15 protein-coding genes and 11 pseudogenes are annotated in these 19,341 nt (G+C 70.7%); 17 read left to right on the forward strand and 9 right to left on the reverse strand.

The window, feature by feature from the left end; all coding sequences use genetic code 11:
• Positions 1–136: 136 nt before the first annotated feature.
• The 4 genes and pseudogenes from ACZ8AI_RS09810 to upp form a co-directional block, all read right to left on the reverse strand.
• Positions 137–1,474, reverse strand: a pseudogene (locus ACZ8AI_RS09810) (cryptochrome/photolyase family protein); the annotation flags it as partial.
• A gap of 314 nt (positions 1,475–1,788) precedes the next feature.
• The gene (locus tag ACZ8AI_RS09815) at positions 1,789–2,004 is read right to left on the reverse strand and encodes a hypothetical protein (protein ID WP_464858082.1); all 216 of its coding nucleotides are present in this window, start codon (positions 2,002–2,004) and stop codon (positions 1,789–1,791) included.
• Positions 2,005–2,259: 255 nt separating this feature from the next.
• The gene (locus tag ACZ8AI_RS09820; RefSeq protein ID WP_464858083.1) at positions 2,260–2,943 is read right to left on the reverse strand and encodes a winged helix-turn-helix domain-containing protein; all 684 of its coding nucleotides are present in this window, start codon (positions 2,941–2,943) and stop codon (positions 2,260–2,262) included.
• A 706-nt stretch (positions 2,944–3,649) separates the two neighbouring features.
• Positions 3,650–4,304 (reverse strand): annotated as a pseudogene (upp, locus tag ACZ8AI_RS09825) (uracil phosphoribosyltransferase).
• 76 nt (positions 4,305–4,380) lie between these two features.
• Here upp and ACZ8AI_RS09830 point away from each other — a divergent pair.
• Positions 4,381–4,815, forward strand: coding sequence for a nucleoside deaminase (locus ACZ8AI_RS09830; RefSeq protein WP_464858154.1), 435 nt, complete (start codon positions 4,381–4,383; stop codon positions 4,813–4,815).
• Here ACZ8AI_RS09830 and ACZ8AI_RS09835 read toward each other — a convergent pair.
• A pseudogene (locus ACZ8AI_RS09835) lies at positions 4,796–5,751 on the reverse strand (cation diffusion facilitator family transporter). The gene ACZ8AI_RS09830 and the pseudogene ACZ8AI_RS09835 overlap by 20 nt on opposite strands.
• Positions 5,752–5,860: 109 nt before the next feature.
• Here ACZ8AI_RS09835 and ACZ8AI_RS09840 point away from each other — a divergent pair.
• Positions 5,861–6,661 carry a pyrroline-5-carboxylate reductase family protein gene (locus tag ACZ8AI_RS09840; RefSeq protein WP_464858155.1) on the forward strand — a complete coding sequence of 267 codons (801 nt, stop codon included), beginning with the start codon at positions 5,861–5,863 and terminating at the stop codon, positions 6,659–6,661.
• 51 nt (positions 6,662–6,712) lie between these two features.
• Here the strand turns inward: ACZ8AI_RS09840 and ACZ8AI_RS09845 are convergent, their stop codons facing one another.
• Positions 6,713–7,351: a potassium channel family protein gene (locus ACZ8AI_RS09845; RefSeq protein WP_464858084.1), complete on the reverse strand. Its 639-nt coding sequence runs from the start codon at positions 7,349–7,351 to the stop codon at positions 6,713–6,715.
• Positions 7,352–7,397: 46 nt separating this feature from the next.
• The gene (locus tag ACZ8AI_RS09850; RefSeq protein ID WP_464858085.1) at positions 7,398–8,840 is read right to left on the reverse strand and encodes a TrkH family potassium uptake protein; all 1,443 of its coding nucleotides are present in this window, start codon (positions 8,838–8,840) and stop codon (positions 7,398–7,400) included.
• On the opposite strand from ACZ8AI_RS09850, the pseudogene ACZ8AI_RS09855 reads away from it, so the two are divergent.
• The 5 genes and pseudogenes from ACZ8AI_RS09855 to ACZ8AI_RS09875 all read left to right on the forward strand — a co-directional run.
• Positions 8,808–9,074, forward strand: a pseudogene (locus tag ACZ8AI_RS09855) (ArsR/SmtB family transcription factor); the annotation flags it as partial. The gene ACZ8AI_RS09850 and the pseudogene ACZ8AI_RS09855 overlap by 33 nt on opposite strands.
• Positions 9,075–9,249: 175 nt before the next feature.
• Positions 9,250–9,411, forward strand: a complete 162-nt coding sequence (locus ACZ8AI_RS09860) for a hypothetical protein (protein WP_464858086.1) — start codon at positions 9,250–9,252, stop codon at positions 9,409–9,411.
• Positions 9,412–9,491: 80 nt separating this feature from the next.
• Positions 9,492–9,675: pseudogene (locus tag ACZ8AI_RS09865) on the forward strand (helix-turn-helix domain-containing protein); the annotation flags it as partial.
• Positions 9,676–9,814: 139 nt separating this feature from the next.
• Positions 9,815–9,916, forward strand: coding sequence for a 30S ribosomal protein bS22 (locus ACZ8AI_RS09870; RefSeq protein ID WP_464858087.1), 102 nt, complete (start codon positions 9,815–9,817; stop codon positions 9,914–9,916).
• Between the two features lie 511 nt (positions 9,917–10,427).
• Positions 10,428–10,586 (forward strand): Dabb family protein, encoded by a 159-nt coding sequence (locus ACZ8AI_RS09875; protein WP_464858156.1) that lies wholly within the window; start codon positions 10,428–10,430, stop codon positions 10,584–10,586.
• Positions 10,587–10,670: 84 nt separating this feature from the next.
• Here ACZ8AI_RS09875 and aspS read toward each other — a convergent pair.
• Positions 10,671–12,007 (reverse strand): annotated as a pseudogene (aspS, locus tag ACZ8AI_RS09880) (aspartate--tRNA(Asn) ligase); the annotation flags it as partial.
• 127 nt (positions 12,008–12,134) lie between these two features.
• Between aspS and ACZ8AI_RS09885 the strand changes: the two are divergent.
• Positions 12,135–12,506, forward strand: coding sequence for a hypothetical protein (locus tag ACZ8AI_RS09885; protein WP_464858088.1), 372 nt, complete (start codon positions 12,135–12,137; stop codon positions 12,504–12,506).
• A gap of 456 nt (positions 12,507–12,962) precedes the next feature.
• On the opposite strand, the gene ACZ8AI_RS09890 is transcribed toward ACZ8AI_RS09885, so the two are convergent.
• Positions 12,963–13,136 carry a MerR family DNA-binding transcriptional regulator gene (locus tag ACZ8AI_RS09890; RefSeq protein WP_464858089.1) on the reverse strand — a complete coding sequence of 58 codons (174 nt, stop codon included), beginning with the start codon at positions 13,134–13,136 and terminating at the stop codon, positions 12,963–12,965.
• A 41-nt stretch (positions 13,137–13,177) separates the two neighbouring features.
• Between ACZ8AI_RS09890 and ACZ8AI_RS09895 the strand changes: the two are divergent.
• The 9 genes and pseudogenes from ACZ8AI_RS09895 to ccsA form a co-directional block, all read left to right on the forward strand.
• A pseudogene (locus tag ACZ8AI_RS09895) lies at positions 13,178–14,689 on the forward strand (SulP family inorganic anion transporter).
• A gap of 162 nt (positions 14,690–14,851) precedes the next feature.
• A pseudogene (locus tag ACZ8AI_RS09900) lies at positions 14,852–15,088 on the forward strand (histidine phosphatase family protein); the annotation flags it as partial.
• Positions 15,089–15,164: 76 nt separating this feature from the next.
• A complete protein-coding gene (locus ACZ8AI_RS09905; RefSeq protein ID WP_464858170.1) occupies positions 15,165–15,581 on the forward strand; it encodes a hypothetical protein in 417 nt (138 codons plus the stop codon).
• A complete protein-coding gene (locus ACZ8AI_RS09910) occupies positions 15,581–16,066 on the forward strand; it encodes a TlpA disulfide reductase family protein (protein WP_464858090.1) in 486 nt (161 codons plus the stop codon). The genes ACZ8AI_RS09905 and ACZ8AI_RS09910 overlap by 1 nt, the downstream gene beginning before the upstream one ends.
• A gap of 8 nt (positions 16,067–16,074) precedes the next feature.
• Positions 16,075–16,772: pseudogene (locus ACZ8AI_RS09915) on the forward strand (cytochrome c biogenesis CcdA family protein); the annotation flags it as partial.
• A gap of 252 nt (positions 16,773–17,024) precedes the next feature.
• Entirely contained in the window at positions 17,025–17,429 is a 405-nt protein-coding gene (locus tag ACZ8AI_RS09920; RefSeq protein ID WP_464858157.1) for a cytochrome c biogenesis ResB family protein, read from the forward strand.
• A gap of 117 nt (positions 17,430–17,546) precedes the next feature.
• Positions 17,547–18,571, forward strand: a pseudogene (locus ACZ8AI_RS09925) (cytochrome c biogenesis ResB family protein).
• 18 nt (positions 18,572–18,589) lie between these two features.
• Positions 18,590–18,835 (forward strand): hypothetical protein, encoded by a 246-nt coding sequence (locus ACZ8AI_RS09930; protein WP_464858091.1) that lies wholly within the window; start codon positions 18,590–18,592, stop codon positions 18,833–18,835.
• A 110-nt stretch (positions 18,836–18,945) separates the two neighbouring features.
• Positions 18,946–19,338, forward strand: a pseudogene (ccsA, locus tag ACZ8AI_RS09935) (cytochrome c biogenesis protein CcsA); the annotation flags it as partial.
• Positions 19,339–19,341 lie beyond the last annotated feature (3 nt).

Consider the following 19,341-nt stretch of genomic DNA (forward strand, 5'->3'; position numbering starts at 1 on the left):
CGGATGCGACGAGGCCGGTCCGGTCGAACACGCCCCACACGCTGCTCGGCGCCGTGCCGCGTTCGACCCGCAGTCGGAAGACGGCGTCGACCTCGGTGAGGACCTGCGCGTCGGCCCCGGTCACGACCGGCGCATCTTCGTCGTAGGCGTCGAGTGCCCGCTGTCGCGTCGCTCTGAGGTCGACCATCGCTCCGGCTCGTCCGGACGGCACCCACCGGTGCACGTAGCCAGCGGCGCGGGGTCGAAGCGCTCGAGCTGTCGGTCGGGGTTGAACACCTCGAAGTACGGTGCGGCGTCGAACTCGACCCCGCGACCCACTGCCAGTTCGCGGCGTTGTTGGCCGGGTCGGCGTCGACCAGGGTGTCCCAGAACCACTGCTCGCCGATCCGCCAGTCGACGAGCAGGTTCTTCACCAGGAAGCTCGCGGGCGGCCAGGCGGACGCGGTTGTGCATGGCGCCGGAGTGCCAGAGTTCCTGCATGCCGGCGTCGACGAGGTCGAAGCCGGTCGTGCCGGTGCGCCACCGATCGAGCTCGTCGTCGGAGACGTCCCCGCCGGAGAAGGCGTCGAACTCGCGCCGGACGTTGACCGTGGCGATGTCGTCGCAGTAGAAGTACTCGTTCCAGTTGAACTCCTTCGGCCAGGCCAGCTGCCGGAGGAATGCCGGCGCCTTGCTGGCGCTGCTCGGGTTCGAGCCGGCCGCAGGCGGTGCCACACCTGGTACGGGCTCACCTCGCCCCAGCGCAGGTGCGGCGAGAGGTCACTGGTGGCGGCCATCGCCGGTTCGTCGCGCTGGTCGTAGTCCTCGAGCGCGCCGTCGACGAAGTGCTCGAGCCGACGGTGCGCGCCGGCCTCGCCCGGCTCCCACGCCTCGCGCAGACCACCGGCCCAGTCCGGTTTCTTGGTCGGCAAGGAGCGCCCAGTAGCCGAGGTCGTCGGACACGCCACGTCGGGCGTCGGGGGCAGGTCGCGCGGTTTCGGCGGAGGGTGCTCGGGGCTCGGGCATCGCCTGCGCTGCCCGCCAGAACGGCGTGAAGACCTTGTACGGCTCGCCCTGACCGGTGAGCACCGTCCACGGTTCCCAGAGCAGGTTCGCCGCGAAGCTGTGGGCCTCGGTGCCGGCCTCGGTGAGCGCGCTCTTGATGCCCGCGTCGAGGTCGCGCTCCACCCGGCCGTAGCGCCGGTTCCAGAACACCCCGTCGGCGCCGGTCTCGGCCACGAGCCGGTGGACCACGTCGGCGGCGGGGCCGCGGCGGAGCACCAGGCGGGAACCGCGGTCGCGCAGCTCGGCATCGAGCGCGGTGAGCGAGTGGTGCCACCACCGACTCGCCGCACCGAGCGGTCGGATGCCGGTGCTCTCCTCGTTGAGCACGACGACCACGGCGAGGTCGCCGCCGTGGTCGATCCCGGCCTCGCAGCGCGGGGTTGTCGGCGATGCGCAGGTCTTCGCGGAGCCAGACGAGTGCGCCGGTCACACCGTGGCCGGGTCCGGGGTGATCGCCGAACGTGCCTCGGCCCGTCGCGGGGACGTCGCGGCGGCCGCTGTGTGAGCTTCGTGCAGAGCTCGGTGAGGTCCGAGTTCGAGTCGTCCAGCCCGGCACCGACCTGGTCGGCGATCGTCTGCGCGTGCTGCACGGCGACGGACCGGTAGACGTCGAACCTGTGCGCCGTGAGCGCGACGATGACCCCGCGTGCGTCCGTCGGGTCGGGCTGCTTTCGACGATGCCGCGGGTGGTGAGACGGTCGACGAGGCGGCTCACGCTCGGCTGCGTGAGGAGCAGGTGGTCGGTCAGCCGCGCATGCGGCAGCGGCGACCGGGCTGCGTCGACAGGTTGAAGCAGACGTCGTACTCGTTGAAGGAGATGTCGTCGGCGGGGAAGTCGGCGTTGAGCGCCTGCATCACGGTGACCTGTGCGCGGAAAGAGCGCTTCCCAGGCCGCCACGGCGGTCGCCTTCTCGGTGCGACGGGCCCGTCCACGGTCGCGCCCTCCGGTCGTGCGGTCATCCCACACTACCGACGGGCGACGACACCGGCCGCGAGGAGCACGGGATCGGGGTACGAGGAGTGGCCGCGGATGACGAGGGCCGGCCGTCACGGGGACGACCGGCCCTCTCCTTGCACCAAGAGTGTCCTGCAATCACACTCACAGCCGGTGCCACAGCAAACACCGACTGCACGACCGACTGTATAATGAACTGGTAACGGCGCGCCAGAGGGTAACCGCCGTTCGCTGCGAATACCAAGCGCTCGCCGTGCGGGTCAGAAGAGATCGGGCGACGGCGTGGAGGCGTAGCGCACGGCGACGTCGGCGTGACGGTCGAACTGGTAGCCGATGCCGCGGACGGTCCGGACGATCTTCTCGAAGGCGCCGAGCTTCGAGCGGAGCCGGCGGACGTGCACGTCGATGGTGCGCTCGTTCGGCGTCTCGTCCTCGCCGCCGGACCAGAGTCCGTCGATGATCGCCGAGCGGTCGACCGTCTGGCCCTCGCGGAGCACGAGGAACTGCAGGAGCTCGAACTCCTTGAAGGTCAGGGAGCGGCCTTCGCCGTCGAGGGTCACCGCTTCCGCGAGATGTCGATGACGACCTCGGTCTCCTCGGGCTCGGCTTCTCGGCCTGCTTGGTGTGCCGCGACGGCGGAACGGTCTCAGTGCGCGAGGCGGACCACGTCGACGTCGCGCCCACCAGAGCCCTCGGAGGCGACGGCCGGCGGCGTACGTCTCCGACGTCGGACGAGTTGCGCGGTGAGGGCCTTCAACTGCTCGACGACCGCGGCGAGCGTGCCGGCGGCCGCGGCCTTCGCCTCGTCGATGCCGACGCAGAGCGCGAAGCCGCGGCCCGGTGCCCGGGGAGTGCGCGGTTCCGCTGCGGAGCGACGACCGGGTCGGGACGCCGTTCGACGACGGCGGGGCGACGGGCAGACGACGCGGGCGGATCGGCGTCACGGTGCCGAGGTCGGTGGCCGCTGCGGGGTGCGGAGGTCGGACGGGGCTGGGCGATGGTGAGCGACATGGTGGTTCTCCGGGCGATGTGGCTGCGGCCCGATGTGGTGGCCGCGGCCGTGTCGAAATGCGTCGACCCGGGGACGGCGAGCGCCGTGGTGCCCTGCGGTCCGGTTGGGGGACCGGGGCGGACCTGGGGGCAAGGGAGACGAGTCTCGTGACGTGGTGCGCGTCGTCGACGAGGTCGTCATCCGGGGATCACGCGCGCGCGACCGGGGTGGTGTCGCGGGGATCCGGCTGGAACGAGTGCTGATCAGGCACACATTCGACAACGCATGACGGCCATGGCCGGCATCATCGCCGACGGTCCCCACTGCCCCTGCGGAGGAGCACGCTCGGAGAGGACGCGGTGGACACGGTTGCAGCCATGGGACGAGTATCGGCGGTATACCAAGTCGTGTCAACCGTCCGAGCGGACGGTGCGGTCCGCGCGGACGACATGGACTCCGCGCTGCACGCTCGTTCCTTCCCATCACGCCTGCGATGGGAGGTCGAAGGGCGTACTGGTCGGAAGAACGGACCCAGTACGCCCGTTTCTGCCGAGTACGCTCCGGTTCGCCAGGTACGCCCGATTCCACCAGGTACGCCAGGGGCGCCTCGGCGGGGGACGGATTGAGGCGCGGCGCCAGCCGGCACCGCGCTCAGTCCGTCAGGTGGCGGGTCTGCGCGTTTCGGCGAGCCCGTACAGGTCGCCGGCGTCGCCGAGACCCGGCACGATGTACCCGTTCTCGTCGAGCTTCTCGTCGAGTGCCCCGAGGACGATCGACACAAGCTGCGGTCGCCGACGGCCTGCTCGACCACCGCGAGGCCCTCGGGCGCACCGAGGATGCACACGCAGGTGACCTCCTTCAGGCGCCGCGGGCGAACAGGAAGTCGATCGCCGCGGCGAGGGTGCCGCCGGTCGCGAGCATCAGGTCGAGCACGAAGCACTGGCGGCCGGAGAGGTCGTCGGGCAGGCGCTCGGCGTAGGTCTGCGGCTCGAGGGTCTCCTCGTTGCGCGCCATCCCGAGGAAGCCGACCTCGGCCGTGGGGACGAGCTTGACCATGCCCTCGAGCATGCCGAGCCCGGCACGGAGGATCGGCACGACGAGCGGACGCGGCTTCGCGATCGAGACGCCCATGGTGTGGGCCACCGGGGTGTCGATCGGCGTCGCGGTGACGCGCACGTTCCGGGGTGGCCTCGTACGCCAGCAGCGTCACGAGCTCTTCGGTGAGGGCGCGGAACGTGGGGAGGGCGTCGTACGGTCGCGGAGCACCGAGAGCTTGTGGGTGATGAGCGGGTGGTCGGCGACGTGGACTCGCATAGGGTCGACCCTACCGTGCCGCCGACTGCCAGGAGGTCCCGTGGAGGAGCCCGCCGCCCGACCGTTCGTCCCCGCGATGCGACGTGCGCTCGACGAGGCCCGCGCCTGCCTGGACACCGGTGACGTGCCCGTGGGGGCCGTCGTGCTCGACCGGCACGGCGCCGTGGTCGCGGTCGGACGGAACGAGCGCGAGGCGCTGCAGGACCCGACGGCGCACGCCGAGGTGCTCGCGCTCCGGGCAGCGGCGGCCGTCACCGGCGACTGGCACCTGGCGGAGCACACGCTCGTCGTCACGCTGGAGCCCTGCCCGATGTGCGCCGGCGCGGTCATGGCTGCCCGGGTGCCGCGCGTCGTGTTCGGGGCGTGGGACCCCAAGGCCGGCGCGAGCGGCAGCGTCTACGACATCGCACGGGACCGCCGCCTGCCGCACCGGTCCGAGGTCGTCGGCGGCGTGCTCGAGGCCGAGTGCGCGGCCGTGCTCGACGCCTTCTTCAGTCAGCGGCGCGGATGACGATCGCCTCGGTCGGCGGGCGCGGGCCGGTGCGGAGCACGTCCGGCTCCACGTAGATGACCCGGGCGATCGGCACGGCGGCACGGATCCGCTGCTCGACCGTGTCGATGCCCGCCGCCACGTCGCCGAGCCGTCGGTCACCGTCGACCGCGACCTTCACGCCGACCATGAGCTCGTCCGGCCCGAGGTACAGGGTCTTGATGTGGATGATCGAGTCGACCTCCGGTCCGTCGAGCAGCGCGTGCTTGATGCGCTCGACGTCGGCAGCGGTCGCGCCCTCGCCCACCAGCAGGCTCTTCGTCTCGATGCCGAGCACGACCGCGACGGCGATGAGCAGGGCCGCGATGAAGATCGTGCCGATGGCGTCGAACACGCCGTTGCCGGTGATCGCTATGAGGCCGACGCCGAACAGCGCGAACACGAGGCCGAGCAGGGCCGCGGTGTCCTCGAGCATGACGACCGGCAGCTCGGGCGCCTTGGCCCGGCGGACGAACTGCACCCAGCTCTGCCGGCCCTTCTGCGGGCGGGCCTCGCGGAGGGCCGTGCGGAGCGAGAACCCCTCGAGCCCGATCGCGATGACGAGCACCACGAGCGGCAGCCACCAGTTCTCGAGCGGGTGCGGGTGGGTGAGCTTCTCGATGCCCTCGTACAGCGAGAAGACGCCGCCGACCGAGAACAGGATGATCGAGACGACGAAGGCGTAGACGTAGCGCTCCCGGCCGTAGCCGAACGGGTGCTCCTCGTCCGCCGCACGCCGAGCACGTCGGCCGCCGAGCAGCAGGAGGAGCTGGTTCGCCGAGTCCGCGAGGAGTGCACACCCTCGGCCAGCATCGACGCCGACCCGCTGATCGCCGCGGCGATGAACTTGACGATCGCGATGCCGACGTTGGCACCGAGTGCGGCGAGGATGGCCTTCGTGCCTCCGGAAGCGCTCACGGGTGTCCCTTCTCCCTGACGTGCGATCCGATCCTAGGCGCGAGGGCTGGATAGGGTCGGGAGCATGACCATCGAACTGCCCCGCACCGCCCTGCTCGGCGTCGGCTCCATGTCCGGCGCGGTCTTCGACGGGCTGCTCGCCGCCGGGCTCGACCCGGCCACGGTCACGCTGACGACGAAGTCCGAGGCGTCGGCGGCCGCGCACCGCGGGCGCGGGCTCGACGCCGCGGCGACCGACACCGACGCCGACGCGAACCGCGCGGCCGTCCGGGGTGCCGCGCTCGTCGTCCTCGGCGTCAAGCCCTACGCGATCGGCGACCTGCTCGACGAGGTCGCCGCGGACCTCGAGCCCGGCGCGGTCGTGGTGAGCGTGGCGGTCGGCACGACGACCGCCAGCATGGAGGCGAAGGTCCCCGCCGGTGTCCGCGTGGTGCGCGCGCTGCCGAACACGCCGATCGGCGTCGGGCACGGCGTGACGGGCATCAGCCCCGGCAGCTCGGCCGACGCCGACGCGGTGGCGCTCGCGTCGTCGGTGTTCACCGCGTCCGGCGTCGTCATCGAGGTGCCCGAGTCGCAGCTCGACGCGCTGTCCGCGGTCTCCGGTTCAGGGCCGGCGTACGTGTTCCTGCTCGTGGAGCAGTGGCAGCAGGCGGCCGAGTCGCTGGGCTTCACCGCCGAGCAGGCCGAGACCATGGTGCAGGGCACCCTGCGCGGCGCGGTCGAGCTGCTCGCCGCGTCCGGCAGGGAACCGGCGGACCTCCGCCGCGCCGTCACGAGTCCGAAGGGCACCACCGAGCGTGCCGTCGCAGTCCTGCAGGACGCCGATCTGGCGGGCACGTTCGAGCGGGGCATCCCGCGCTGCGATCGCGCGGGCAGCGGAACTGTCACAGGGGTAGACGGCGACCGGTGACGGACTGGAGGCGCGGGGCGGGCCCGCCACGCGCCTCCAGGCCGTCCCGGGTCACTCCAGGGCTGCGAACCGCTCGAGATCGCCCTCGGTGCCGGAGACGATGATGACGTCGTCTTGACCGATCACGCTCTCCGGGGTGGCCGGCACGAACGCCCGGCCGGGCGTCTTGATGCCGAGCACGGTGAGGCCGAAGCGGGTGCGGATGACGGTCGTGGCGAGGTCCTTCCCGCGGACCGAGGCCGGCGGGAACATCTTGACCACGGCGAAGTCGTCGTCGAACTCGATGAAGTCGAGCATCCGCCCGGACACCAGGTGGGCCGTGCGCTCGCCGGCCTCGCGTTCCGGGTAGACGACGTGGTTCGCGCCGATCCGGGACAGGATCGTGCCGTGCGACCGGCTGATCGCCTTCGCCCAGATCTGCGGGATGCCGAGGTCGACGAGGTTCGCGGTGATGAGGACGCTCGACTCGAGGTCGCTCCCGGTGCCGACCACCGCGATCGGGAAGTCCTGGGCGCCGATCTGCCGGAGCGCGTCGATGTCGGTCGCGTCGGCCTGCACCGCGTGGGTGACCCGGTCCGACCACTTCTGCACGAGGTTGGCGTCGGTGTCGACGACGAGGACCTCGCGGTCCTGCCGCTCGAGCTGCCCGGCGGTGGCGGCCCCGAACCGGCCGAGGCCGATGACGAGCACCGGGGCATCGTGGCTGACGGCACCCAGCGGGTGCGGACGGTTGCGGTCAGCCAACGATCGGCCTCTCCTCGGGACGGCGGAACAGCTGCCGGCTCTGGCTGGCAGCCAGGGCAGCGGCGATGGTCACTGTACCGACACGACCGAGGAACATCGTCGCAGCCAGCACGTACTTGCCCGACTCGGGCAGGCTCGCGGACACCCCGGAGGACAGGCCGCACGTGGCGAACGCGGAGATCACCTCGAACAGCACGCGGTCGAGGGACTCGTGCGTGATCTGCAGCAGGACCACTGTGGCGATGGCGACGATCGTGGCGCCCCAGAGCACGACGGCGACGGCGACGCGCAGCACGTCGCTCGGGATGCGCCGCCCGAAGGCCTCCATGCTCTGACGTCCGCGTGCCTCGGCGACCGCGGCGAGGAACAGCACGGCCAGCGTCGTGACCTTGATGCCGCCGGCGGTCGAGGCCGAGCCGCCGCCGATGAACATGAGCATGTCGGTGACGAGCAGGCTCGACCCGTTCAGCTGGTCGAAGTCGACGAGGGAGAACCCACCGGACCGGGTCATCGTCGACAGGAGGGGCCTGGAACGCCGGCCGGCGCCCTCCTCACCGAAGGTGGTCGGGTTCGACGCCTCGAGCGCGATGTACACGGTCGCGCCGCCGACGAGCAGGACCGCGCTCGTCGCCAGGGTCAGCTTCACGTGGATTGGCCACCGCCGGGGCGTGCGGAGCTGCTTCGTCAGGGCGCGGATCACCGGGAAGCCGATGGAGCCCGCGACGACGCCGACCATGAGCAACGACAGGAACCAGTAGTCGTGCGCGAAGGGGGTGAGGCCGCTGGCGTTCGGCACGAAGCCGGTGTTCGTGAACGCCATCGCCGCGTAGTAGACGAGTCGCCGACCGCCGTCCAGAACGGCATGCCGGCGATGAGCACGGACGGCAGCAGGAGGAGCCCGAGGACGATCTCGGTCGACAGGGTGCTCACCGCGACGGTGGCGAGCAGGGTGCTGACCTCGCCGAGGCGGACGGCCTGCCCCTCGGGGACGGCTCCGTGGTGGGTCGGGCGGGTTCGAGTCGCCGGCTGCCATGAGCTTGGCGCGCAGGCCGAGCTTCCGCGTGACGAAGAGCCCGAGGATCGAGGCGAACGTCAGGACCCCGACGGCGCCGATCTGGGTGCCGATGACCACGAGCGTCTTGCCGAAGACGGACCAGTGCGTCGCCATGTCGACCGTCGCGAGCCCGGTGACGCACACCACCGAGGCGGCCGTGAAGAGGGCGTCCGCGAAGTGCGTCGACTGCCCGTCGGCCTTGGCCCACGGCGTCATGAACAGACTCGTGAAGAGGAAGATCAGCGCGACGAAGACCGCGATCGCCAACCGGGACGGCGACGAGCGGAGGGCGGTGCCGAGACGCGACGGGCGTCGGCGGGTCGCGCCCGCGGAGCGGGTCGGCGGCTCGTGCCGGTCGAGCATCGTTGCCTCCGGGGACATGGGCGGGACGGTTCGTCATGGTACATCCGTGGTGCCGCGGCTGGCCTTGCCCCATGGCCGACATCGCTTCAGCGTCGCGGCGGACCCACCAGACGCGAACTGCTCGGGGCGCTCCTCTCCGCGTACGGATCCGACGCGACCGGCGGCGAACTCAGCGTCGGCCAACTCGTCGAGCGGCTCGGCGTCAGCCAGCCGACCGTGTCGAAGCACCTGCGCGTCCTGCGGGACATCGGCCTCGTCACGAGTCGCGAAGAGGGCCAGCACCGCTACTACCGGCTCGATCCGGAGCCCCTCGTCGGCATCGAGGAGTGGGTCCTGCCCTTCACCGGTGCCGTCGACGCCGACGGCACCCTGGCGACGACCGCGTGGACGATGGACGGCCAGCCGGTGTCGATCCGGCTTGAACGGCGTGGCGGGCAAGGCCACCGTCGAGGTGGGCACCGAACTCGGCCGGGTGATGGCCGAGGCGTCCCACCGCGCGACCGCGGCGCTGTCCGGCGCGCAGCAGGAGCTGGGGCGCGTCGTCGAGAGCAGCCGCAAGCGCTTCACGCGGCGTGGCGACGAGGACTGACGCCTGTCTGGACACCGATCCCACCGGCCCCTACAGTGTCCAGTGACCACACAGGATCACACCGATCCCGAAGGCGGACCATGACCGGCAGTTTCGACGACGTGCGCTTCCTCACCGTCGCTGAAGTCGCCGAGATGATGCGCGTCTCCAAGATGACCGTCTACCGCATGGTCCACGCGGGAGAACTCCCCGCCATCCGCTTCGGCCGTTCGTTCCGCGTCGGAGTCCGCCGTCGCGGGCGTCCTGCGCGGTGGCGTCGCCGACGTCGGGCTAGAGCGGGTCCAGAACCGCGCCGTTCGACATCGCGTCAGCGCTCCGCTGGAGCTCGGCGGGGTTGTTTTTTCCGCGGGTCTCGTTGGCCCCGGTGTCCCGCACGGCATCAGATCCGAGTGTGAGGTCCGTTATGGGTTTCTGTCCGTCAAGAAGCGTCTGCAAGCGCATGGCGAAGAGGAAGCACCGCAAGCTGCTTCGCAAGACGCGCCACCAGCGTCGCAACAGAGAGTAAGTCGCACGACTTGCCGCTGAAGCCCCGGTTCGCCGGGGCTTTCGCGATTTGTCGGCTTAGCCGCATTTTCCGGGTTGCCCCGACGGCTCTGCGCCGCCGGATATGGTGGTGCCATGCCCGCCAGTGACCCTGCTGACGAAGCCCGGCTGCCGCCTCTGCGACGACGCCCGACCGGTCGTCGAGCACGTGTGGCGAGCTACCCCGGAACGACACTGCAGGAGCGGTCCTGATCCTCGACGACGACGCCCTCCGCCTCGAGTACGCAGAGGACATCCCGGTCGTGCTGGTCGACGGTCTGGGTCCACCGCCAACTGGCACGTCGACGCCGACCGGCTCCACCGTGCCCTCGAGCAAGGGGAGGCTCGCGCATGATCCACTACGTCGTCCTGCTGGACCCTGCGCGAGGACCTCGACCGTGACGAGTCGATCGCGCGGATCCGGGAACTGCTCGTCGGCCTGATCGGCACCGGCGTCGGCGTCGATCCGCTCGCTCGGAGGTCGTCGAGGAGCGATGGCCTACCCGGGGAAGAACCAGGACGTCGCCGTCGTCGCGGCGTTCGACGACCTCGCCGGGCTGGACGAGTACCAGGTGCACCCGCAGCACCAGGCCGCGGCAGCGGAGATCCGCGGCCTGGTCGCGGGGCAGGCCGCCATCGACTGGCGGAGCTGAGCCGCGCCTCCCGGCAGACGCGAAGGGCCCGGCCGTCCCTGTCGGAACGGGGGCCGCTGTCGTGGACCGGATGACTACGAGGGTCAGGCGCGTCGGGCCGCGGAACAGGTACGTGACCTCGCGGATGGACGGCTCGTGCAGCGCGAGCGTCAGGCGCGTGCGAGGGCCATGCCGAACCCGCCGTGCGGCGGCACGCCGTAGCGGAAGAAGTCGAGGTACCAGCCGAGCTCCTCCGGGTCGAGGCCCTTCTCGACGGCCTGGGCCGTCAGGGTCTCGACGCGGATGCTCGCGCTGCGCGCCGGTCGAAGATCTCGGCGCCGTTGAACAGCAGGTCGTAGCTGTTCGTGAGCGTCGGGTCGTCGGCGTGACGCATGTGGTAGTACGGCCGGATCGAGGCGTCGTAGTCGGTGACGAAGACGAACTCGGAGCCGTGGTGCTCCTTCGCCCAGGCGCTGACGCGGCACTCGCCCTCGGGGTCGAGGTCACCGTCGGCGCGGACGGCCTCGTAGCCGCTGTCGGCGACGATCTTCCGGGCCTCGGCCAGGGTGACGCGGGGGAGCAGGGCGGTCGGCACGACGAACTCGAAGCCGAAGACCTCTTCGATGTCCTTGCCGTGCTTCTCCTTGACGGCCGTGAAGCCGGCGACGAGGAGTTCCTCGTGCATGGCCATGACGTCCTGGTGGGACTCGACCCACGAGAACTCGGCGATCGATGCTCGTGAACTCGGTGGCGTGGCGGCGGCTGGTGAACGAGGGGTCGGCGCGGAAGGCGTCGGCGATCTCGAAGACCGCGCCGAAGCCGGCCGGCTGGGCCATCTGCTTGAAGTTCTGCGGCGACTGGGCGAGGTACGCCGTCGTCTCGAAGTACTCGAGCTGGAAGAGCTCGGCGCGGGACTCCGACGCCGGGGCCATCAGCTTCGGGGTGTGGATCTCGATGTAGTCACGCTCGACCCAGTACGTGCGGAACGCGTGCTCCATCGTCGTCTGGATGCGGAAGATGAGGTTCTGCTTGCGGTTTCGCAGGTCGAGGAAGCGCCAATCGAGCCGCTTGTCGAGCGACGAGTCGTCGGCGATCGGGGTCTCCGGGATCGCGGCGCTGATCACCTCGAGCGAGCCGACCTTGACCTCGAGCCCGCCGAGCTTGACCCGCTCGTCGTGCTTCAGCGTGCCGCGCACGTGCACGAAGGTGCCATGTGCGAGGCCGAGGATCTCGTTGGTGATGCCGAGCGCGAGCTGGGCGGCGTCGTCGCCGTCCTCGGCTTCGCGGGTGGCGGGGTTGACGAGCTGTACGGCGCCGAGCTCGTCGCGGAGCACGACGAACTGCACCTTCTTCTGGTCTCGGACGGTCTCCACCCATCCGGCGACGGAGACGGGGCCGTCAGGAGGTGCGGCGAGGTCGGCGATGCGGGTGCGTTCGATCACGGTGGTCGAGTCTAATGCTCCGGCTCAGCCGGTGCTCGTTCCTCCACAGGTCGGGTCGGCTGCGGTGTTCTCCACGGGTGGGCCTGGAGGCACGTGCCGGGTCCGCCGGGTCCGTAGCGTCCTCGACGTGGCCGGTCGCGAGCTGGGAGAGGCCCGGATGACGGCAGAGGTCGAGGGGCTCGCGGCCTGGCCGCCTGCGGCGGTGGCGACGGTGGTGGTCGCGGCGCTCGCGGCGGCGGCGTTGACGCTGGTGGCGGGGCTCGTCGGGGGAGTGTGGGCGGTGCTGCGGTGGCGGCGGGACGTGGCGCGTGAGGAGCGGGATCGTGCGTGGTCGCGGTTCGTGTGGACGGTGGAGCAGGCCTGCGATGGCGACGTCGGGCGTGCGGAGATCGGCTCGACGAGTGCCGAGGCGATGTACGACATGCGGATTCTTCGCGGAGACGACGCCGCGCTCGGCACGATGGTGCTGGGGCTGATCACGGGAAGGGAAGGACCATGACGGTCGAGGACTGGTGCTGGCACTGGTGACGCGTCGGCAGGAAGTGGCGGGAGAGAACGAGTCCGGCGGCCAGTGCCGCTTCCGGCCGTGGAAGGCCCGCCGGATCATCTGGGAGCACGACGAGCTGATCCGCCGGAGCGCGGGTGGCGCCGCGCGCCGTGAGCGTGCGCGCCTGATCGACGCCGGGGGCTCCCCAATGGCTGACGGCCCGATGGCTGACGGCCCGATCGCTGACGCTCAGGGGAGCGAGGCGCGGAGTGACCCGAGGGTGCCGATGAACTCCTCGGCCATGCCGGCCCGCTCGACGAGCTTCGCGTGCCGGGCGCGGGCGTCGAGCAGGAACTCGTCGAGGCGGGCGGCGACGCGACCTCGTCGTCGGGGTCCCTTCGCGGCTTGAGGCCGGCGACGACCCGGAGCAGCTCTGCCATCTCGTCGAGCGTGAGAACCCGAGCGGCTTCATGCGTCCGGATCACGAGCAGCCGTTCCGAGGTCCTGCTCGGTGTAGACGCGGAACCCGCCCGAGGTCCGACCGCTCGGCACGAGCAGCCCGACCTCGTCGTAGTGGCGGATCGTCCGGAGGGACATCTCGGCCCGCTCGGCCAGTTCCCCGATGTGCATGGTGGTGCTCACGCCCCCAACTCTACCCTCACGTGAGGGTAGAGTTCCCCGTGATGTCCGCGATCACCCACGCCCCCACCGCCCCGAGCGTCCTCAGCGCCCTCCGCTCGCCCCGGCTCCTCACCCGAGAGGTCCTGGCCGGCGTCGTCGCCGCGCTCGCCCTCATCCCCAGAGGCGATCTCGTTCTCGGTGGTCGCCGGGGTCGATCCCGCCGTCGGGCTGTTCTCGAGTGTGGTGATCGCCGTCGTCATCTCGATCATGGGCGGTCGTCCGGCGATGGTCTCCGCCGCGGCCGGCTCGGTCGCGCTCGTCATCGCCCCGCTCGTGCGCGACCACGGCATCGCCTACCTCGTGCCGACGATCGTCCTCGGTGGCCTCATCCAGATCGTGCTCGGGTTCCTCGGGGTCGCGCGGCTCATGCGGTTCATCCCGCGGGCGTGAACGTCGCGTTCGTCAACGCCCTGGCGATCCTGATCTTCACCGCGCAGCTCCCGAACCTCTTCGGCGGCGACGTCCCCGTGGTGGTCTGGCCGCTCACCGCGCTCGGCGTCGCGATCATCGTCGGCTTCCCCTTCCTGACGAAGTCGATCCCGGCGCCCCCTCATCGCGGTGGTGGTGGTCACCGCGATCACTGATCGTCTTCGGCGTGGCCGTGCCGACGGTCGGCGACGAGGGCTCGCTGCCGACCGCGCTGCCCGGGTTCAACGGCATCACCACCCCGATCAGGCTCGAGACCCTGCTCATCGCGCCGTACGCGTTCGGCGTCGCGATCGTCGGGCTCATCGAGACCCTGCTCACCGCCCAGCTCGTCGACTCGATCACCGAGACGGGGTCGAGCAAGTGGCGCGAGTCCTGGGGGCAGGGCGTCGCGAACGTCGCCTCGGCCTTCTTCGGCGGGACGGGCGGCTGCGCGATGATCGGGCAGACCGTCATCAACGTGAAGACCGCCGGCGCGCGGACGCGGGTCTCGACCTTCACCGCGGGCGTCTCGGTCCTCGTGCTGACGATCGTGCTGCACGACATCGTGGCCGAGATCCCGATGGCCGCCCTCACCGCGGTGATGATCATGGTGTGCGTGGCGACGTTCGACTGGCACAGCATCCGGCCGCGCACGCTCCGTCGGATGCCGCTCGGCGAGACCGCGGTGATGGTGATCACGGTCGTGGTCGTCGTCGCCACGGACAACCTCGCCACCGGGGTCCTCGTCGGGGTGGTGGTCGCAGCCCTCGTCTTCGCCCGTCGTGTCGCACACGTCGTGGCGGTCGTCCGCGAGCCGGTCGACGACCGCACGGTCCGGTACCGCGTGCGCGGCGCGCTGTTCTTCGCGTCGTCGAACGACCTGGGTCGCCCGGTTCTCCTACGCCGAGGACCCGGAGCACGTCGTCATCGACATGTCCGAGGCGCACGTCTTCGACGCCAGCACGGTGGCCGCGCTCGACGGGGTCGAGCAGCGCTTCGCGAAGCACGGCTCCACGGTTGAGGTGGTGAACCTCAACACCGGCTCGGTGGCGCTGCACCGGCGGCTGTCCGGCGAGCTCGGCTGTAAGCGGTTCCGCATCCGGTGAATCGTCTGTGCGGCCGGTGGCGAAGGCCTGAGCGACCTACACTGGAACCCATGCCCCGCGCGACCCGAATCCACCTCGTCCGTCACGGCGAGGTGCTACAACCCGGACCGCGTGCTCTACGGACGACTGCCGGGCTTCGGCCTGAGCGAACTGGGCGGCCAGATGGCGCTCGCGTCGGCGACCGCCTGGAAGGACGCCGGGGTCGACGTGCGCAGATCGTCGCCTCACCGCTGCAGCGCAGAGGAGTCCGCGGCGCCGTGGGCCGCCGCGTACGGGCTCGAAGTCGCCCTCGACGAACGACTCATCGAACCGACCAACCGGTACGAGGGACGGCCCCCGGGTTTCACCAAGCGCTCGCTCGGACGCCCGGCGGAGTGGCCCTGGATCGCGAACCCGTTCCGGCCGAGCTGGGGCGAGGCGTACGAGTCGATCGCGAACCGGATGGTCGCCGCCGGTCGCCAACGCGTGGGAGAGCGTGGACGAGGGCGACGTCGTCCTCGTCAGCTGCCAGCTGCCGATCTGGATAGTGCACCGTCGGCTGGCCGGCGAGCAGCTCTGGCACGACCCGAGGAAGCGCCGCTGCGGCATGCTCTCCAGCATCACGACCGTCGAGGCGATGTACCGCCGCCTCGTCCGGCCGTTTCACCGAGGTCGGGTACCCGGACCCGGCGCAGGCACTGCGTGCGACCGCGATCGACGAAGGAGCAGTGTGAGCGTCATCAGCAAGCGGTTCGCGGTCCTCGCGGCGACGGCCGTCGCCGCCGTCCTCGTCCTGTCCGGGTGCTCGTCCGACAGCGGCGGCCTCTGCCAAGCAGTACGGCAACGGCGCGACGCAGAACTACATCTCCGGCGACGGTGCGGTGACCGAGGTCGCCACCGACAAGCGCACTGATGCCGTCGACTTCTCGGCGAAGGACACCGACGGTGACACCGTGTCGTCGAAGGCGCTCAAGGGCAAGGTTCGTCGTCCTGAACTACTGGTACGCCGGATGCCCGCCCTGCCGGGCCGAGGCGAAGTACCTGAGACAAGGAGTGCACGACGAGTACGCGGGCAAGGACGTCCAGTTCATCGGCGTGAACGTCCGCGACGAGCGCAAGCATGGCCTGCTGCCACGTTCGAGCGCACCTTCGGGATCGACTACCCGACCGTGCTCGACCAGAAGACCGGCGAGGTGCAGCTCGCACTGTCCGGGCAGATCGCTCCGAACGCCGTCCCGCGACCATCGTGCAACTTCGACAAGCAGGGGCGGGTCGCGGCGCGCGTCCTCCGGAGCGGTCGACGGCCCGTCGATCCTCGACACGCTCGTCGGTGACGAACTGGCCGGCGAAGGCCTCCCTGACCCGTGTCCAGCAACCCCTTCGCCGACGCGATCCTGAGCGGGCAGATGGCCGTCGCGCTGCCCGTGGCGGCGCTCGCCGGGCTCGTCTCGTTCCTGTCGCCGTGCGTGCTGCCCCTCGTGCCGGAGCTACCTCGGCTACGTCGGCGGCGTCGCCGAGGGCGGAGCAGCGCCGCGGTCCGCGTGGTGCTCGGGGTGCTGCTGTTCATCCTCGGCTTCACGGCCGTCTTCGTCGCCTACACGACGGTCTTCGGCGCGCTCGGGTTCTGGCTCGTCCGCTGGCGCGACCTCGTCACGCGAGATCCTCGGCGTCGTGGTCATCGCGATGGGCCTACGTCTTCGTCGGCCGGTTCACGTTCATGCAGCGCAGCCTCGAAGCCGAGCTGGACCCCGGCGACCGGGCTCGTCGGGGCGCCGCTGCTCGGCATCGTCTTCGGCCTCGGCTGGACCCCGTGCCTCGGCCCGACCCTCGCCGCGATCAACCTGCTCAGCGTCCAGTCCGGCAGCGCCTGGCAGGGCATGTGGCTCGGGGTCGCGTACTGCCTCGGACTCGGCATCCCGTTTCGTGCTCGTCGCGCTCGGCGCCGGCTGGGCCACGGGTGCGATCCGCGCCGTGAAGCGCCACATGCGCACCGTCAACATCATCGGAGGGGCGATCCTGATCGGTAATCGGTCTGCTCATGGTCGCCGGCATCTGGTCGGCCGTCATGTCGAGCGCAGGGGCGGTGATCCAGAGCTTTGTCCCCCGCAGTCTGACCCGACCAACCCGGCCGACGCGGCCGAGGACCGCACCCCGACCGACGCGTCCGAGGACCCGCTACCCCGACCGACGCGGCCGAGGGCGCCGACGCCGTCTCCGACCCGCAGCGACCGTCCGACCACGTCGACGGCTCCGGCCCCGGCGAGTCCGGCGTCGCCCAGCCGGGCTCGGTCCGATCGGCTACCTCCGCTTCTTCTGGCGCCAGCTCACGAGCATGCGGACGGCGTTCTTCCTCCTCATGCTCCTCGCCCTCGCGGCGATCCCGGGTTCCCTCGTGCCGCAGCGCACGGCGGACCCGAACGGCGTCGTGCAGTACAAGGCCGACCACCCGCAGCTCTTCCCGGTCCTCGACAAGCTGCAGGTCTTCGACACCTACACGTCGGTGTGGTTCTCGGCGATCTACCTGCTGCTCTTCGTGTCCCTGATCGGCTGCATCGTCCCGCGCACCGAAGCACCACCTGGCAGGCCCTCCGCAACCGGCCGACGAAGAAACGCCGGTGCGTCTGGCCCGCCTGGCGGGCTACCGCAGCGTGCCGGTCGGTCGCACGACCCTGGAACGCGACACCACGACCGGGCGCGAGCGGCGAGGACCGGACGCGGCCACGGGCCTCCCGTCCGTCGAGCACGCGGTCACCCGCGCTGATGGCGATCCTGAAGCGGTCCGGGTACCGCGTCGAGCGCTTCGGCGACTCGGTGAGCGCGGAGCGCGACTTCCTGCGCCGAGACCGGCAACCTGGTGTTCCACGCGGCCCTGGTCGGCGTGCTCCTGGCGGTCGGTGTCGGCGGCGGGTTCGGCTACACGGGGCAGCGGCTCCTCGTCGAGGGGCAGACCTTCTCCGAAGACGTGCTCGGCTGTACGACTCGTTCAACCCGGGCCGCTGGTTCCAACCAGAGCGACCTCGAGGGCTACAACCTGACGCTCGACAAGTTCGTCACGAAGTACGAGGAGCGGAACCTCGAGGCCCTCGGACAGGCGCTCGACTACTCCGCGACCGACCACCCGGCGGCGCCGGGCAGGCGCCGGGCATGGCCAGCTCAGCGTGAACGACTGGTGAGCGTCGGCGGCACGAACGTCTACCTGCTCGGCAACGGCTACGCGATGCAGATGACGGTGCGCGACGGCAAGGGCGACATCGCCTTCCAGGACGTCGTGCCGTTCCTGCCCGAGGACGCCAACTACACCTCCACCGGCGTCGTCTGGGTGCCGGACGCGGTGCCGGACCAGCTCGGCATGGTCGGGTTCTTCTACCCGACGGCGGCAAGCTGTCGACCGGCGCCTACACGAGCAACTACCCCGACGGCCAGAACCCGCTGCTGACCCTGCAGGTCTACACGGGCGACCTCGGGCTCGACGACGGTGTCCCGCAGAGCGTCTACACGCTCGACACGAGCGAGCTCAAGCAGATCGCCTTGAGTCGGCAGTCGGCCGCAGCGAGCATCGAGTTGAAGCCGGGGCAGACGAAGTCCCTGCCCGACGGCGCGAGGTCCATCACCTTCGACGGGGTGAAGCGGTACGTGTCGCTCGACGTGCACCACGACCCGTCGCAGCTGTTCGTCGCCGGGTTCGCCGTGCTGTCCGTGCTCGGGCTGCTCACCTCGCTGTTCGTGCCGCGCCGCCGGGTGTGGGTGAAGGTCGTCCCGACGAAGCGCACCACCGACCCCGACCCCGACGGGTCGGACACCGAGTACACCCTGGAGTACGCGGGTCTCGCCCGCGGTGAGGACCCGAACCTCGAACGGGCCGTCGCGGACATCGCCAACGCCACACGTCGGACCTCGGGTTAGGATGCCCCAGTGAACGACATGACCACGAACCTCGCGACCTACTCGGTCGTGCTGACGTACTCCGCGATGGCGGTCTACGTCATCGCGTTCATCGCGTTCGCCCTCGACATGGCGAAGCGCTCCGGCGAGTCCTGCGCAACTGCGGCCGGCACCGCCGCACCGCAGGCCACCGCCGAGAAGACGGTCGCGACGGTCCAGGGCGACACCGTCGTCCTCGAGCAGGTCGACCAGAGCTCCGACGGCGACGCCGGGTCACGTCGCTGACACCCGCTTCGAGCGGGTCGGCGTAGCGATGACCGTCCTCGCGCTCGATGCTGCACGTTGGCTCGGTGGTGCTCCGCGGCATCGCTGCCGACCGTGTGCCGTGGGGCAACATGTTCGAGTTCTCGCTCACCGGCACGGCGCTGATCATCCTGATCTTCCTGCTCGTGCAGCTCTGGCAGAACCTGAAGTTCCTCGGCGTCTTCATCACCGGCCTGACGATCATCCTGCTCGGCATCGCCACCGTGAACTACTACGTGCCGGTCCGCCCGCTGGTGCCCGCGCTCGAGTCGTACTGGCTCGTCATCCACGTGTTCGTGGCCATCGCCGGCACCGGGTTCTTCGCGCTCGGTGCGGGCCTGGCGGTCGCGCAGCTCGTGCAGACGTACCGGCAGGGTCGCGGCCCGACCGGCAAGCTCCGCTTCATGGCGACGCTGCCGGACGCCGACCGGCTCGAGGTGCTCACCTACCGCGTGCTGCTCGTCGGCTTCGTGCTCTGGACCTTCACG

The organism is Curtobacterium sp. AC273, assembly GCF_979253735.1.